The 14,025-nt window shown below is 35.6% G+C and carries 21 protein-coding genes and 1 tRNA gene; 13 read left to right on the top strand and 9 right to left on the bottom strand.

The genetic code is table 11. The features are described 5' to 3' along the window. The 5 genes from I2F62_RS12415 to I2F62_RS12395 all read left to right on the top strand — a co-directional run. Positions 1 to 144 (top strand): integrase core domain-containing protein (locus I2F62_RS12415; RefSeq protein WP_324625736.1); only part of this gene is annotated, 144 nt, incomplete at its 5' end. 39 nt (positions 145 to 183) lie between these two features. After that, complete coding sequence (locus I2F62_RS12410; protein ID WP_324627310.1) at positions 184 to 393, top strand: hypothetical protein; 210 nt, start codon at positions 184 to 186, stop codon at positions 391 to 393. Next, on the top strand, positions 386 to 835 hold the full coding sequence (locus tag I2F62_RS12405; RefSeq protein WP_324627309.1) for a hypothetical protein: 450 nt from the start codon (positions 386 to 388) through the stop codon (positions 833 to 835). The genes I2F62_RS12410 and I2F62_RS12405 overlap by 8 nt, the downstream gene beginning before the upstream one ends. Then, positions 813 to 1,028, top strand: a complete 216-nt coding sequence (locus tag I2F62_RS12400) for a hypothetical protein (protein WP_324627308.1) — start codon at positions 813 to 815, stop codon at positions 1,026 to 1,028. The genes I2F62_RS12405 and I2F62_RS12400 overlap by 23 nt, the downstream gene beginning before the upstream one ends. Beyond that, on the top strand, positions 1,025 to 1,180 hold the full coding sequence (locus I2F62_RS12395; RefSeq protein ID WP_324627307.1) for a hypothetical protein: 156 nt from the start codon (positions 1,025 to 1,027) through the stop codon (positions 1,178 to 1,180). The genes I2F62_RS12400 and I2F62_RS12395 overlap by 4 nt, the downstream gene beginning before the upstream one ends. Before the next feature lie 4 nt (positions 1,181 to 1,184). Here I2F62_RS12395 and I2F62_RS12390 read toward each other — a convergent pair whose 3' ends face one another. The 5 genes from I2F62_RS12390 to I2F62_RS12370 all read right to left on the bottom strand — a co-directional run bounded on the left by I2F62_RS12390 (position 1,185) and on the right by I2F62_RS12370 (position 5,221). Next, positions 1,185 to 2,120, bottom strand: coding sequence for a hypothetical protein (locus tag I2F62_RS12390; RefSeq protein ID WP_324627306.1), 936 nt, complete (start codon positions 2,118 to 2,120; stop codon positions 1,185 to 1,187). Between the two features lie 89 nt (positions 2,121 to 2,209). Then, a complete protein-coding gene (locus I2F62_RS12385) occupies positions 2,210 to 3,553 on the bottom strand; it encodes a hypothetical protein (RefSeq protein ID WP_324627305.1) in 1,344 nt (447 codons plus the stop codon). A gap of 73 nt (positions 3,554 to 3,626) precedes the next feature. After that, positions 3,627 to 4,322, bottom strand: coding sequence for a hypothetical protein (locus tag I2F62_RS12380; protein ID WP_324627304.1), 696 nt, complete (start codon positions 4,320 to 4,322; stop codon positions 3,627 to 3,629). Positions 4,323 to 4,340: 18 nt separating this feature from the next. After that, positions 4,341 to 4,976 (bottom strand): hypothetical protein, encoded by a 636-nt coding sequence (locus I2F62_RS12375; protein ID WP_324627303.1) that lies wholly within the window; start codon positions 4,974 to 4,976, stop codon positions 4,341 to 4,343. A gap of 8 nt (positions 4,977 to 4,984) precedes the next feature. After that, a complete protein-coding gene (locus I2F62_RS12370) occupies positions 4,985 to 5,221 on the bottom strand; it encodes an excalibur calcium-binding domain-containing protein (RefSeq protein ID WP_324627302.1) in 237 nt (78 codons plus the stop codon). Between the two features lie 325 nt (positions 5,222 to 5,546). Between I2F62_RS12370 and I2F62_RS12365 the strand changes: the two genes are divergently transcribed. Together I2F62_RS12365 and I2F62_RS12360 are read left to right on the top strand one after the other, a co-directional pair. Beyond that, entirely contained in the window at positions 5,547 to 5,720 is a 174-nt protein-coding gene (locus I2F62_RS12365; RefSeq protein ID WP_324627301.1) for a hypothetical protein, read from the top strand. A gap of 3 nt (positions 5,721 to 5,723) precedes the next feature. Continuing rightward, complete coding sequence (locus I2F62_RS12360) at positions 5,724 to 6,278, top strand: hypothetical protein (protein ID WP_324627300.1); 555 nt, start codon at positions 5,724 to 5,726, stop codon at positions 6,276 to 6,278. A 479-nt stretch (positions 6,279 to 6,757) separates the two neighbouring features. Here the strand turns inward: I2F62_RS12360 and I2F62_RS12355 are convergent, their stop codons facing one another. Beyond that, entirely contained in the window at positions 6,758 to 7,108 is a 351-nt protein-coding gene (locus I2F62_RS12355) for a hypothetical protein (protein ID WP_324627299.1), read from the bottom strand. A gap of 84 nt (positions 7,109 to 7,192) precedes the next feature. Between I2F62_RS12355 and I2F62_RS12350 the strand changes: the two genes are divergently transcribed. From I2F62_RS12350 to I2F62_RS12325, 6 genes are all read left to right on the top strand, one after another. Then, positions 7,193 to 7,384: a hypothetical protein gene (locus tag I2F62_RS12350; RefSeq protein ID WP_324627298.1), complete on the top strand. Its 192-nt coding sequence runs from the start codon at positions 7,193 to 7,195 to the stop codon at positions 7,382 to 7,384. Then, a complete protein-coding gene (locus tag I2F62_RS12345; RefSeq protein WP_324627297.1) occupies positions 7,384 to 7,623 on the top strand; it encodes a hypothetical protein in 240 nt (79 codons plus the stop codon). The genes I2F62_RS12350 and I2F62_RS12345 overlap by 1 nt, the downstream gene beginning before the upstream one ends. Positions 7,624 to 7,626: 3 nt before the next feature. After that, positions 7,627 to 7,806, top strand: coding sequence for a hypothetical protein (locus I2F62_RS12340; protein WP_324627296.1), 180 nt, complete (start codon positions 7,627 to 7,629; stop codon positions 7,804 to 7,806). 15 nt (positions 7,807 to 7,821) lie between these two features. Then, positions 7,822 to 10,170, top strand: coding sequence for a toprim domain-containing protein (locus I2F62_RS12335; RefSeq protein WP_324627295.1), 2,349 nt, complete (start codon positions 7,822 to 7,824; stop codon positions 10,168 to 10,170). After that, complete coding sequence (locus tag I2F62_RS12330) at positions 10,131 to 11,072, top strand: site-specific integrase (protein ID WP_324627294.1); 942 nt, start codon at positions 10,131 to 10,133, stop codon at positions 11,070 to 11,072. Before I2F62_RS12335 ends, I2F62_RS12330 begins: the two co-directional genes overlap by 40 nt. A gap of 315 nt (positions 11,073 to 11,387) precedes the next feature. Further along, a tRNA-Pro gene (locus tag I2F62_RS12325) sits at positions 11,388 to 11,464 on the top strand. A 66-nt stretch (positions 11,465 to 11,530) separates the two neighbouring features. On the opposite strand, the gene I2F62_RS12320 is transcribed toward I2F62_RS12325, so the two are convergent. The 3 genes from I2F62_RS12320 to I2F62_RS12310 all read right to left on the bottom strand — a co-directional run bounded on the left by I2F62_RS12320 (position 11,531) and on the right by I2F62_RS12310 (position 13,684). Continuing rightward, positions 11,531 to 12,010, bottom strand: coding sequence for an OmpA family protein (locus I2F62_RS12320; protein ID WP_324627293.1), 480 nt, complete (start codon positions 12,008 to 12,010; stop codon positions 11,531 to 11,533). 4 nt (positions 12,011 to 12,014) lie between these two features. After that, positions 12,015 to 13,130 carry a diguanylate cyclase domain-containing protein gene (locus I2F62_RS12315; protein WP_324627292.1) on the bottom strand — a complete coding sequence of 372 codons (1,116 nt, stop codon included), beginning with the start codon at positions 13,128 to 13,130 and terminating at the stop codon, positions 12,015 to 12,017. A 110-nt stretch (positions 13,131 to 13,240) separates the two neighbouring features. Beyond that, positions 13,241 to 13,684: a YfiR family protein gene (locus I2F62_RS12310; RefSeq protein ID WP_324627291.1), complete on the bottom strand. Its 444-nt coding sequence runs from the start codon at positions 13,682 to 13,684 to the stop codon at positions 13,241 to 13,243. Positions 13,685 to 14,025 lie beyond the last annotated feature (341 nt).

Here is a 14,025-nt window from a genome sequence, read left to right as displayed (position 1 = left end):
ACAGTACGTTATGAGTGTTTAAATCAGCAGTTATTTCGAGATATTGAAGACGTTCAGAACTATACAACAGCATGGCAATACTTCTATAATCATGAACGACCACATATGTCAGTTGATGGTAGACCACCTAATTTTAAACAATAATAAAGGCTTAGGATATTCTACTTATAGATTCGATTAATAATGGGGGTATTACCATCCAAAAATGACGCAGCAAAAGCCCTGCAAGCCAATGGATTCACAAACATCCAAACTCATGGTCGTGCATTTTTTTCGTGTAGTGAAGACGATACCTTTGCAACAAAATTTACAGCTAAAAACAGTGCAGGCAAAACAGTCACAGGAGCTGTATGCAGCGGGTGGTTAAAAGGGGCTACAATTCGTTATGATTAAACTAGACTACCTATCACCCATTCTGTCCAATATTTCTAACCAAAAAATATTAATCAAAGGTCGGGCCGTAGGTCGAACATTCGGCATAATAAGCATTTGTGCAAATGCGCTACCACTCCTTGAATGGAATTATTCACATAACACCATTTGTTTTAATCCTCAAAAAATCCAAAAAGTAAAAGATCGAAAGCTTCGTAAAGCGTGTTATCAAGCTTTTGCGCTCTATAAAAAATCGTTTAAGCCGAAAAAAAAGCTCAAAATAAAAATTTATATAGATGAATTAGCGAAGATTCTTAATAAATCTGCACAAGCATTTTCAGACCATATTGCAGATTCTTTTTCATTTTTTGCACATTGCATTAAAGAAAAATCAAATTTTGCTGATGATTATCAATGCAGTTGGGATTTAGGAGCAGGGTGTGAATCCAAATCAATTATTTGAACTTTTTTACCAAGACCTCACGCCAGATATGAATCCACCAGGCATGAATCATCGCGGTGAATCAATGAGGTACTGGTGGCACGAACGCTTTATGAATGCTTATAGAGGTATTGAAGAATCATATAAATTACGCAGTTGGGCTGAAGTGCCCAAAATGTGGCTAAAAGGCTATAAAAGAGGGGAGGATATATGATGCTTCTAATCCTTTTAATTCAATTCAGCATGTGGATCTGCTTGGCTTGTACCATTTGGCTAAAGCAACGTGGTACAGCCCTATTTTTCTTGCTTATGGTGATTTATGTAGAGCAAATGAAGTTGAAAACACTGTTTGAATTTTATAGTTAAACGCTTAACTATTATTGGAAAATACTGAAAAAGCCTCGGGCTTAAAAATGCGATTAAGAAGAGTATTTAATATCTCATTATCTATATAAAATTCAGTTTTGGATAACAATCCAAACTGATAAATGTAGGCGGCCAGATCGTCGTCTTGAGTAGCAAATAAAGCCATACAATATGTTTCATGGATACTTTGATATGCCATTAATGTTTGAACTGCATTTTCAGTAATATTAAGGTGTTTATGCGTATCTATAAAATAAAGAATGAAATAAATATACTGAAAATATTCTCCCATTTTTAATACATTTTCGGTGCAAGTATGAGCATGATCTATTCCATGTAATACATCCTGGCTTAGATCCTTGAGTTCAGCCTGCAAAATTTGATTGCTATCATAATAATACTCTCTAATACTTTGTTCAAAGTAGTAGATGAAATATGCAAGTAAATTATTACCTGAAATTTTTACAGTTGATATTGCTAAGTCCTGGAGCTTCCTGTCTTTCTCTTCTAAATACTTAAAAAATAATTGATAAAATGATTGAACATTTGAATCAAATATTTGCTGCTTAATTAGCTCCGCTTGCTGCTCAGTTATTTTCCTTTGAGATTCAGCAATTGCATTACTTTCGGCTATTTCATGACGCTGTGCCTCAAGTTCTTTTCTTTGCTCTTTAAGTTCTTGCCGTTGCATAAATAAAGAAATAATTAATATTGCAAATGCAAAACCACTAAACAATGTATTTAAAGAGCCATAACTATCGCCATAAGTACCGAATTTATTACCTATTTCACTAAAATTATGAGGAACAATGGTGGAGCTTTTACTTACCGATGAGTGGTCCATCCAACTGAGAAAGTTAGGATAAAATAACCATAATAAAAAAATCATACCTAATGCGGCAACAATACCGATAACTTCAATTCGACTTTCATTTTTCATGAACTGACCTTCATTTTCTTGTTTAACATTAACTTCCTCGCTTACTTTCAGTTATATGAATTTTTCTTAACCAGCAGTAAAAACTAAATTCAAGTACTTTTTTCCTTGGATCGGGAAGATTCATCCGTACTATTTTTTGAACCAATCTTATCAATCAACTTACTCATTACACTCATAAAATTAGATGGTAAATCCACCTCATCACTTTGGGATGTGAATTTCCCATCTTTATCCTGGTGGAAGTAAATAGGAACAAGCTTTTTGCGAATTTTTAACTTATCCTCATCACTCATTCGGCTAATGAATGGTTCTAAAGCAGCAAGTTGTAAAAAAGTTCTGTTATTCTCTTGGTAACATTCATAATGTTTTGACGCTTGTTTTGAAAGGTATAATGCTAAAACGAAGAACATCACAGAAATAGATAGTCGTGATAGAATAGTTAAGTATCCAGCATTTACAGGTTGCGGGTTACCCCAAAATTCGATTACAGGAATACTTAAAACAATAATTGTAGTAATAATCGCTGCAATAATCGCCCAAGCAGTGTACTTTCTATAGTCCTGATACTGTATCTTTTCCTCATTAGATTTTTTAGAATAGTTTTCGGTTAAATTATAAATACCAGCATTTTCTACAAGTGTAATAAAATCTTGATGAGTGAGTTTGAATTCATCAGTTAATACTTTTGCCTCATCATATAGCTCGTAATTCTTCATAAGAATTTTATTTTTAGTTTCGTCTAGTTCCTCATAAATTTTATTTGTTGCAATTTTTATAACTTCTAAATATTCAGTTTCTATTTTTTGGATTTTTTTATTTAATTCTTGAAGCTTCTGTAAACTCTTTTCTGTATTAATTGTAAGAGTGTCACTATTTTCTTTTATAGAATCGAGTTCTAATGAAAGAAAATTATATTTATTTTTAATATTTTTATCAAAGTTTTCTATTGTAATATCTGTAGAAACATGAGGGGTAGTCAAGTTAATAAAATTGTCGAATTCAGATATATTACTGTTTTTAATGGATTGGTCGATAATTTCTTTTATATCTATAAATTTTTCTGTCAAGAAATGTTGATTATCTAATATTTTATTTACTATAGTTATGGTATCTTTTTTTTGATTTTTTGCATCTTTAATAATATTTCCGATGTTAATTCTAAACTGTTTTACAATTTCAAGTAAATCTTTAAATTTGTATTCAATTTCAGATGTAACTAAACTATCATCATTCGTCATAAATTCATATCTTCTGGAAACAATATTTGCATCCGAAAATATTTTTTCTAAATTACTAACAAGATCATTAAATATTTGTTTTTCAAAGGTAATATCTTGGATTTTATCTTTATAGTCATTATTCGTTTTATTTAAAATATTAAGAATTTCATCTAATATTTTTCTAATTTCTAAATCTATTTTCTTAGAACTCATATTACGCTAAACCTTCAGAATTGAAAAAAACTAACTTATTAACAAATGTTATCTATAACTACCATCACAGTAACTAATCATCCCAATCCTCGGAACGAAAATTCTGAATATCATAGTTTGCTAAAAGATGCTCCCGAACTTGCTCAGCCGTAGCATAAATAGTATTAGTCCATTGATCCTTTAAGCGAATGACACGTTGCGACTTAAAAGTCCTTTCACCATCTTCAGTATCCGCTTCAAAATACCACCGAGTATTTTGGTAACCCTTATGAACACTGATAATATCAATCCCTCGGATAGTCACACTACCACTTGCATCTCGGTACTCTAAAACATAGCGGTAATTCGAAAATTTAGGCAAACTACGGTAGGTGGTATCGTCATCGGTATAGCGTGATGTACCAGACTTACCTAATAGCTTTAATGTGTATTCATAATCTCTTTGTGCTTGTAACTTTCTTTTTTCTTCATCAATCACTTCAGAACGCGTGCCAAGTTTTTTAGCCAATTCATCCGCTTGTTTTTGGCGCTCTTTAAGTGAGAGTGGTTTTGCTTTTGGGGCTAAAACTGGTGGTGTATCACCATCATTAATGGGTGATCCAGCATTATTATTTGCTGTATTAAAAGGCTTTTTAAAATCGTGTTTGAGTTTATTCCAAGCTTGCTTTAACTCGGCATTATTTTTTTCTTGGTATTCTTTACTGAACTTTCCAGTTTTCCACGCATAAATAATCCATGCGATTAAACAAATTAAAAAAATCTCAATCATTTTAATTTCTATATAAATTTAGAAAAATGATAGTTGAGTCGGTTCACTAGACTCAGTTCTATCAATTAAACGTTCAAGAGACTGCATACTTCCAAGAACTATGAAAGCATATCCACATATAAAAATTACAAAATATGAGAACAGTACTATATAATTTTCATTAAAACTTTTTAAAGGAATCCAATAATATCCTGCAACTATGCCTATTACTATGGTAGACATAATGAAATAAACTATCATAAAAATAATAGTCAAAATATTCACTTGGCGAGCAGTCAGAAGTGAGGTGATTTTTTTATTTGCAGAATCTATTTTTATTAAAATCCATCTTTTTTGTAGTTCTTTAACAACTCTCTCAACATCACGCTCATCTCTGTCAAACAACATAAATATTAATTCATAGTTAAACCTAGTTGTCCCAAATGCAGCATTAGTCGCTTTTTGAAGTTCAAATTTTGACTTAGGTGTTTTCCGATTACTTTTATAAATTTCTTTATAATATTCTAATAAAATGGCTGCATCGTCGCTGTGTTTTTTTCTATTAAGTTCCAAGCGATACTGCGATAAGAAAACATATTTTATGAGGCTTATAAGAGCTCCAGATATAGCTCCAATTCCAAGTATTGAAGTAATAATAGTAATTATTGAATCCATGATTTTACCTATTTCTTACTTTTAGGGCACTTCTTACCACTACCACCCGGTAAACAATCACATGCGCTACCATCGTGGTCACGGTCTAGCCGTTTATAGTTCGGTTTCTTAGCATTAAAATAAGCCTGAGCTTCTTGATGAGTCTTGAAGTCTTTGCAATATTTTGCAGAAGCAAGAGTAGGGCTAAGAAGAAAACATGAAAGAATTAATATATAAAAATTTTTATTTATAATTAATTTATTCATAAAAAGCAGCATCTTAAAAAAATAGTGAATCACTATATTGACATAACGGCACACTATCGGCAATATATATTTACACCGCAAAATCGGTGTACAAGCCTAGGAAACTTGTTAAACATCCCAAAGAGCAGAAAACATCCGCTCAATAGCGGCTTTTTTTTTGCCTAAACTGCTAGATCAGCTATACTCGCTATGGTAGATCGGCAGGGCAGCTTCGCGCTGGCCGTTTCTTTGGGTACGGTTTTCCTAGCCTTGTCGGTCTGCCACCATCATTCTAGGAAAGTGATGGCGGTAGGTTTACAATAAACTTACCCAAAGTGAAAACATCATGAAAAAATCAATTCAAGTCATCGAACACACCCCAATCTACGACCTTCACGCCTACAACGCGCGTCAAAGTCGCTTTAAGCGTCAAAAACTTCTTAAAAACTTCATCGAAGCCAGCAGTTTTATCTGCTTAATGGGCATAACCTTCTCTACATTGTTTTTTGTGGGGTACTAAGTCATGAATGACAATATCGTCCCCTATGTGCCTATTGCCGAGCGTGTGCAGGCAACAAACCCCAAAAGTCAGTTGCTGTGCCAACAGTTTTTTAACATGGTCGACCACTTGGTGAAGGCACAAATTACTTTCAATCACGACACAACTCTAGGTTGTTTGTCTATTTGCCCAGATCAAATTAATGACCTATTAAGTGAACTGGCAAAAAATGAGCAAATAAATCGTAAAATAGATATAGAAATCCTAAAGTTATCGCTAAATGATCTTATTTATCCTAAATTCATTGGGGAAAACACAGTAACCAGTCCAATTTGGAATAAAACAGAGGTGAAGGTCTGGCAATTTAAATTAAATCAAATTGTTAGCGAAAAACCTATGAATAATCAAGACAATGCAGAACTAAACTTAGATATGGCAATCAGCTCAATTCGTTTGTGGAGAGCATCACTCGAATTGGGTGGGGATAATTGTGATGTGGTTTATCAAAAAAATGATCTAATCTATAAATTGCTCGATTTAGAGCAGAAACTAGAATCTTTACAAATTCTAATAGACTAAAAAAAGCCCCTTTCACTTGAAAGGGGCTTTTTAAGTTTAACGACAGTGTATGACGTAGTAATCATCATTTTAGCTTGAATTTTATCCAAAACGATTAATAATCATATTTTTAATAATACAAAGGGTAAATATGGAAAAAATAATGGATTTTTTTGTTTGGTTAATCAATTTCATCGAAAGCGGTAAAATGAAAGCATGGGTTGTCGCATGTGTTGGACTATTTGTTTCTTACATTTTGTACAATTTCCTTGCGCTGGTCTTGCCAATATTCGCAAATGGGTTCCCAGACTTTCAGCAGTGGATTTATCTACATAAGTATATTTTCTTAATTGGTTGCTTTGCTGTAATCACAGCACCAGCAATTTTTTGTTTTTATTTATGTGCCAACGAACTTCATTATATTTATAACAAAAATGATTACCGTTAAATCTGTTAAAAAACCTACATCTATATGTAGGTTTTTTATATGAAAAACATGCTTATTTCTCCACATCCTTCGCATAAGCCTTACCCAAACCCAGCAGTGCTTCTTGCCCCTCTGGGCTTAACTGGCGGTATGCTTTCAGCAGCATACTTTCTTCACTGGTTAGCCCACTAAAATCGGGGTCAATACCCAGCAACACATAACGAATATCAATTCCTTGCTGCTGTAACTTGGCCAAATACACCCATTGGTCAGGAACATGTTCCGTTCTCACATACGCACCCAGTGTATTTTCACTGGCTCCAATCTCACGCGACAGCGTTTTTGCACGTAATTTTTTTTGCTCAAGTTCAGTTTTAAAACGTTGCGCAATTTCAACATTCAAATTTGGTGCATCAGAAAGCATAAAAATATTCCCTATTTGGATTGAAAGCATAAAATAATATGCTATAGTGACTCATAGAACATCGTTATGATCTTAGAGTACCTTATGAGCAAACAAATATCACCTCAGTATCAAACTCGGGCTCCAAAACTAGCTGAACCACGCGTCCGTGTAATGGTTTATTTGCCCCAAACTGACATCGATGAGCTTGATCTGATCGCCCAAAAAACCAATCGCAGCCGGTCTAGCATTATCGGTGAACGTTACAGCGCTGGAAAAGCACAGGAGCAGCAATAATGAGCGCAAATTACAGAAAACAAGTCCGTAACAATCGCTACAACATCAATCTCAATGATGATGAATCTGATTTATTCGAACTAGTATCAAAATTAACTGGTGTAAAAAGAGCCACAATATTTCGCCAACTCGTAGTTAAACAAGCTCTAGCGATTCTTATCTCTCAAGATATTGAGGAAGAATTTAACCTAAACGAAGTACTGAATAAAGGCGCAGGTGAGCACCTTTCAAGGAACTGAGATATGCAAAACAACGAAGTCGCACTCTCAGATCAAGAGAAAGAACTAATACAAGAAGTTCAAAAGTTAATGGGCCACGGCACAATTGAAGAGACAATTCAGTTTTTAGCAAGAGCCAGAATTCGCGAGATGTTAGCGAAACTTGTAGGCGATGAATTGAACCGTAGTCGCCATTTTTTTTAAGGCAGTTTATTGAAAATGATGTTTCCAGAAACCAAAACTTTAGTGATAGAAAAACTTCAAGATATCTATCACTTTAAAGTAAAAAATGGCAATAAACTCCGCGGTCGTTGCCCAGACTGTAACCACAAAGAAGCCTCCGCATGGGTCTATCCAGAAGACCCATGGGTGGTATTCTGCCCACGTAAAAACGCATGTGGTAAAGAAAACCATGTCCGTGACTTATTCCCAGAGCTTTTCGAAAAGTGGGAAAAACGCTTTCAACCAACCCAAGAAAACCCAAATAAAACCGTCGAAGCCTATTTACAAGAAGGTCGTGGTTTTCCACTAGATCAGCTTAAATCACTTTCTTATTCGCAAGAATATTACAAAAGCCAAGACCACAATATTGGTTCAGTCACTTTACGTTTTCCAATTACAGACGAATCAGGCAACCACGGCTGGTGGCAACGCATTTTGGACGATCACGGAGTACTGCAAAAAACCACCTTTAAATTTGGATGGGAATCAAAACACCATGCATGGCTCACACCAAATACCAATTACATTGAATCTAAAGAAATTTGGATCACCGAAGGTATTTTCGACACCATTGCGCTGTGGTTATCAGGCATCACAAGCTTTTCAGCTTTAAGTTGTAATAATTATCCATCCATTTATCTCGATCACATTCGTGAAAAATGTGCTGCAGCAGCAATCCCACTGCCTAAACTTGTATGGGCGTTCGACAACGACCAAGCCGGTCACGACGGCATTTTAAAAAATATCGCATTGGCTCAAAACGATGGCTTTGAATGTGAAGTCGCATTACCACCAGGCGGCCGGAAAAAAACCGACTGGAACGACCTTTACAAACAAGATCGTTTAACACTGACCGACCTAGAAACGTATAAATATTACGGAAATCTCTTAGTTGCCGAAAAAGCTGTGGATAAAGGCATACTTATCTACAAGCATAAAGGCACTAAATCATTCCCTTTCGACTTCAACAAACAAGTCTATTGGTTCAAGCTCGACATGGATAAGTACGATGACTACATGAAAGGCATCGAATTTGAAGACGATAATCAAGATTGGGCGCAAGAAGAAAAGGATCAAGCAGTAGCAGAACGTCGTGATGCAGCAATTTTAGCAGCAGCAGATGCCAAACTGATTATGGACTGTAAGCCCAAAGGCTTGTATTACCAGTACATGGCAGAAATTGACGAAGCCGATTACTACTTTCAAATCGACTTCCCTCGCGGTGCAAAAACCATTAAAAATACTTTTAGTGCATCGCATTTGTCATCGGCATCCGAGTTTAAAAAACGCCTATTACACATTGCACCGGGTAAATTCTATAAAGGTAACAGTAATCAGTTAGATGCCTTTTTAGAACGTGAACTCACAGACATTAAACGGGTTGAACTCATTAATTATGTGGGCTATCACGCAGCGCATAAAACCTATGTATTAAGCGACATCGCTTATCAAAATGGCAAACAATTTGTCATTAACAAAGAAGATTATTTTGAACTGCCACGTAACACCAACCTAAAGTGTAAAACGCCATTTTCATTAAATATCAATTCCAAATTAAATGAATATGACGCTGGCTGGATCAACGACTTTATCGGGGCCTATCAAGTTCGCGGACTTATTGCCCTAACGGCATTTTTTGGCAGTCTTTACGCACAGCAAATCCGTAAAACACACAAATCATTTCCATTTTTTGAAGCAGTCGGTGCACCAGGAACAGGTAAATCAACCTTACTTTTATTTTTATGGAAACTGTTTGGCCGTGTCGGCTATGAAGGCATCGACCCTGTTAAATCCACAAAGTCAGGTCTAATCCGTACTTTTCGTCAAGTTTCTAACTTGCCAGTGGTTTTAATTGAATCAGAACGTGAAAACGACAAAGGCGTGATTAAACAATTCGATTGGGACTCACTCAAAACCTTGTTCGATGGTGGTTCACTCGGGGCGCAAGGTGTAAAAAATGGCGGCAATGAAACCTATGAACCGCCATTTATGGGAACGATTGTCATTAGCCAAAATGCTGAAGTTGCATCAACAGTTCCAATTATGGAACGTATTGTCCAAATCAAATTCAGCAAAGAGCAACTCACCAAAAACAGTCTGTACGCATCACGCAGACTCGAAAAGTATCAACCCGAAAACGTCAGCCAATTTATTCTAAATTGCTTAACCAAAGAACATGCGGTGCTTGAATCGTATCGTACAGGTTTTGAAAAATACGATGAACTTTTGCATGACGAAAAATATAACGTGCGTAGCTCACGTGTCGTACAAAACCATGCGCAATTTATGGCGTTATTCGATGCTTTATGTCAGCACATCGTAAATGTACCGGCAGACAAACGGTAAAAGAAGTTGCTCCAAGCACATTCGACTCTTATCGTGGTCATGTAAATAATCACATACTGCCGAAATGGGGTAAGACCAATCCAAAAGACATCAATACCAATATGCTCAAAAGATGGATTGAAACGCTAAAAGATGTACTAAACAACAAGACGGTCCGTGAAATTATTACGCGGTTCGCGCAAATCCATGCAATCTGGAGAGACGAAAAACAAATGCCTTATAACCCATTTGAAAATATTGTCATTCACCAACTCGACCCACCAGAACTCGACCCATTTAGCAAAGTCGAAATCGCCATGATTCTAAATACAGAAACAGATCTAGATATTCAAAATCTTTTGCCTTGCCTGTTTTGGACAGGGCTATCCATGTCAGAACAAATTCCAATTGCATGGGAAGATATCGACCTAGAAAAAGGCACTATTCAGATTTGTAGATCCTACGTCCGTGGTATTTATCGCGTGACCAAAAACAGACGCAGAAAACGCCATATAAAATTGCTTGAACCGGCAATTCAAGCATTAAAAAAACAATTCCAAATTACAGGGAATACCAGAGCAAAAACAATCGAAGTACTGCAGCGTGACAACAAAACAAAAACCACTGAACGAGTTCATTTTGTGTGGATCAATCACGAACGTTCCAATCATTTTGAATACCATGAATTAAGGTACCGCTGGAACAAGCACCTTAAAAAATCAAAGGTACGAGGTAGAGGAATCAACCAAGGTCGACATACATTTGCCAGTCAACTTTTAACGTCTGGCCAAGTGCCACCTGAATGGATTGCCGAACAGCTTGGCCATAGCGATACATCGATGATCTACAAACATTACGGAAAATTAATTGCAGAGGATTTACCCGACTACATCACAAAGCTGAACAACTATATTGTGATGTAATAAATCAGTCTTGAAGATTACTTCAAAATAACAAAATAATTTATTCATAAGTGCCTAAATATTAAGGCACTTTTTTTATTTATTACTCCATTACCTCAAATTATTCATAGTCCTTATTTTTCTATATTTGGTTATGAAAACTTGTGTCCAAAATAAAACAAAAAAAGAGAGTCGAAGTGATTTGTCTATCAATTCGAGACTCATAAATTCCCATATTAAGCCTATTTATTATATTGATTTAATCTAAGTTATTAATAAATATATAGATTGAATACTAATTATTGTGGGTTCGAATCCCGTCATTCACCCCACTAACGGAGCATAGCACAGCCTGGTAGTGCACCTGGTTTGGGACCAGGGGGTCGTAGGTTCGAATCCTACTGCTCCGACCAATATTAAAGCCGCTTAATTGCGGTTTTTTTATGTCTAAAAAAAGCCCTTATCAAGGGCTTGTTGTTTTATGGAATAATCACAATCGTTACGCGGCGATTCTTGGCTCGGTTTTCATCGCTGTCATTGTTGGCAATCGGTTGGCTTGAACCTTTACCAATAGTTTGTACATTCTGTGGATTGAATCCATTGGCTAGAAATATCTCAGATACGCTATTTGCACGTTTAAGAGAAAGTTGTTGGTTGTAATTTTGCTCGCCAATATTATCAGTGTGTCCAATAATTTTAATTTTATCCAGATGATATTGATGCAGATGTTGCGATAGGCGAATTAATTCTTGCGCTTGTTGATCTTGAATGGTGAAATCGTTGAACGCAAAAAGTAAGCGCTCGGGCAGAGCTAAACTCCAGCCCTCTTCAGTCAGTGCAAAGCCTTCTTGTTTAAGCATGCGCGTTTGCTTATAGCTTAAATTACCTAAATGCAGACATGCAGATAAAAGACAACTTGAAAGCAAAATTAAGCCAGTCGCCATGATTTTTTTTAACATATGTTTATTCCTTGTGTGCAGAAGGTGAGGAGATGTACCAGCCCTCTTTTAGTGTTTTTGCAATGTACATTGCATTGTCTGCTTGAGTAATCAATTGTTCGGATGATGTGGAATGTTGCGTAAAGGAGATGCCGATACTAAAACTAAAGCGAATTTCTTCATGATTAAAAATAATTGGTTTTTCGCTACTTTTAAGTAAATGATCGCAAACACGAACAATTTGTTCTTGGTTATCAATATTACTTAAGATGATCGCGAACTCATCACCACCAAGTCGTGCAATAAAATCGTTATGGCGAATCGTGTCTTTGAGGCGAACAGCCATCTCTTGAAGTACCGCATCCCCAGCTTGGTGGCCATATTGATCATTAATGTCTTTAAAATTGTTGTTGTCGATAAAAAGTAAGGCAGCATTCGCCTTTGATGATGCGTTAAAATATTGGCGTAGTACCTGATGAAAATAGTGCCTATTCGGGAGTTGGGTTAATTGGTCATGCTTGGCTTGGTGTGATAACTGAGTATTTTCTTCTTCAAGTTGTGTGGTTGAAATTTGTATTTTACTTAGCAGAAGATTGAAGATATTGCTCAGCGATTGAAACTCTTTAATTTTCGAACTTGGCAGCCGCAAATAATAGGCTTTGTTTGAATTAATGGTTTCTGCGACATTTAAAATTAAAGAAATCTCTTTCAGGATAAACCGATAATTAATACGAATAGAAAACAATAACGTAATTAAAATGAGGATAACACCGCAAGTTAATCCAATTAAAGTGGTAAGGAAGAATTTTACTAAATTCATAGAGCTACCATAAACAATGGTGCTTCCATACAGTTTTTCTTCATGTTGAATCGGGAGTTGGATCGGCTCACTAAAAAAAAGACGGTCAAATAAATGTTCGACCTGTGATGCACTTTGAGGAGATTCGGTTAAAGAAGTCATTATTTGATGATCGGCGTTTACAACCGTAATTGAACGCACGGGATATTTTTTAATATAGTCCGCTAAAATTTGGTTAAGTGTGCTTTTATCATTAAATACGACGGCTGGTTGAATCCGTTCATTGAGTGCGCTGCTAAAAATATTTAAGCTTTGTTTTGCGTATGCGCTTAAGGTGATCATAGAGACGATTGTAAAAATCAGCGCACAGATGCTGATTGTCAGCGTAAAAAGAGCCAGCTGAGAGCGTTTAAATAACTGCTTTAAAGAAGATGCTTTATTAATATAAAACATTATTTTTTCTCCAGCGGTTTTGCAAGCAATAGAACACGTGGATCTATTTTTACTTTGGCTTGACTTAAGCTATCCAAATTTACTTGAAAAGCGGTCAATCCATTTTTCTTATACAAACAAAAGGCACTGCCGATTTCACACTCAGAATTATTGTCACTAAAAGACAGTACAGAGCTATGGACATCATTACGATTTAGAATAGTTTGCTCTTCTTTAGCAGAAAAATTTGAAAAGAAGATGGCTTGGCAAGAAGAAATATTCACTGATTTTAGATCCATCGCGGTGATGGTGTAATTGGCATGTTGTTGCTGAACAAGTGATTTAAATTGTGTGGTTGCAGTCGGACTATTAATAATACAGATATTCGGCGTAGTGATATTCGCACTCCATTTTGCATAACTTAAAATAGAGAGCGTTGTTTCATAGAAACTTTGTGTCGACATTGCCTGCGCGTCAAAGCTAAGGGTCGCATTGAGCATCATTATGATGAGATAAATTTTTTGTTTTATGTGACTCATTTTGCCTAAAAACTTTAAATTTAAAAACTAATACAGATTTTAGTTAAAAAAAAGCAATAAAAGAAGTAAAATAGATAAAATAAAAATAATAATAAAAACAGCAAGTTAAAATTTTACTGATTAAGGTTTGAACTTTTGGATAATTAAATTATAAAAAAGGGTTGTGTTGGGATGGGAATGCTGTAGAATGCACATCCATCGGCGGTGATGAGAAATAAAACTTGTTGATAAACAGTTAGTTAGCACGAAGTGTTGGTTTTTGGGTT

The organism is Acinetobacter sp. MD2(2019), from assembly GCF_035615615.1.
In the GTDB taxonomy this organism is placed as follows: domain Bacteria; phylum Pseudomonadota; class Gammaproteobacteria; order Pseudomonadales; family Moraxellaceae; genus Acinetobacter.
This window is presented reverse-complemented; position numbering and strand designations above follow the sequence as displayed.

Excerpts from the sequence above, each read along its gene's own strand:
- I2F62_RS12310 (WP_324627291.1), bottom strand. The coding sequence starts at position 13,684 with ATGTCGACACAAAGTTTCTATGAAACAACGCTCTCTATTTTAAGTTAT.
- I2F62_RS12375 (WP_324627303.1), bottom strand. The coding sequence starts at position 4,976 with ATGGATTCAATAATTACTATTATTACTTCAATACTTGGAATTGGAGCT.
- I2F62_RS12360 (WP_324627300.1), top strand. The coding sequence starts at position 5,724 with ATGAATGACAATATCGTCCCCTATGTGCCTATTGCCGAGCGTGTGCAG.
- I2F62_RS12330 (WP_324627294.1), top strand. The coding sequence starts at position 10,131 with ATGTCAGCACATCGTAAATGTACCGGCAGACAAACGGTAAAAGAAGTT.
- I2F62_RS12395 (WP_324627307.1), top strand. The coding sequence starts at position 1,025 with ATGATGCTTCTAATCCTTTTAATTCAATTCAGCATGTGGATCTGCTTG.
- I2F62_RS12380 (WP_324627304.1), bottom strand. The coding sequence starts at position 4,322 with ATGATTGAGATTTTTTTAATTTGTTTAATCGCATGGATTATTTATGCG.
- I2F62_RS12385 (WP_324627305.1), bottom strand. The coding sequence starts at position 3,553 with ATGAGTTCTAAGAAAATAGATTTAGAAATTAGAAAAATATTAGATGAA.
- I2F62_RS12335 (WP_324627295.1), top strand. The coding sequence starts at position 7,822 with ATGATGTTTCCAGAAACCAAAACTTTAGTGATAGAAAAACTTCAAGAT.
- I2F62_RS12365 (WP_324627301.1), top strand. The coding sequence starts at position 5,547 with ATGAAAAAATCAATTCAAGTCATCGAACACACCCCAATCTACGACCTT.
- I2F62_RS12340 (WP_324627296.1), top strand. The coding sequence starts at position 7,627 with ATGCAAAACAACGAAGTCGCACTCTCAGATCAAGAGAAAGAACTAATA.
- I2F62_RS12370 (WP_324627302.1), bottom strand. The coding sequence starts at position 5,221 with ATGAATAAATTAATTATAAATAAAAATTTTTATATATTAATTCTTTCA.
- I2F62_RS12410 (WP_324627310.1), top strand. The coding sequence starts at position 184 with ATGGGGGTATTACCATCCAAAAATGACGCAGCAAAAGCCCTGCAAGCC.
- I2F62_RS12390 (WP_324627306.1), bottom strand. The coding sequence starts at position 2,120 with ATGAAAAATGAAAGTCGAATTGAAGTTATCGGTATTGTTGCCGCATTA.
- I2F62_RS12315 (WP_324627292.1), bottom strand. The coding sequence starts at position 13,130 with ATGATCACCTTAAGCGCATACGCAAAACAAAGCTTAAATATTTTTAGC.
- I2F62_RS12345 (WP_324627297.1), top strand. The coding sequence starts at position 7,384 with ATGAGCGCAAATTACAGAAAACAAGTCCGTAACAATCGCTACAACATC.
- I2F62_RS12350 (WP_324627298.1), top strand. The coding sequence starts at position 7,193 with ATGAGCAAACAAATATCACCTCAGTATCAAACTCGGGCTCCAAAACTA.
- I2F62_RS12405 (WP_324627309.1), top strand. The coding sequence starts at position 386 with ATGATTAAACTAGACTACCTATCACCCATTCTGTCCAATATTTCTAAC.
- I2F62_RS12320 (WP_324627293.1), bottom strand. The coding sequence starts at position 12,010 with ATGTTAAAAAAAATCATGGCGACTGGCTTAATTTTGCTTTCAAGTTGT.
- I2F62_RS12355 (WP_324627299.1), bottom strand. The coding sequence starts at position 7,108 with ATGCTTTCTGATGCACCAAATTTGAATGTTGAAATTGCGCAACGTTTT.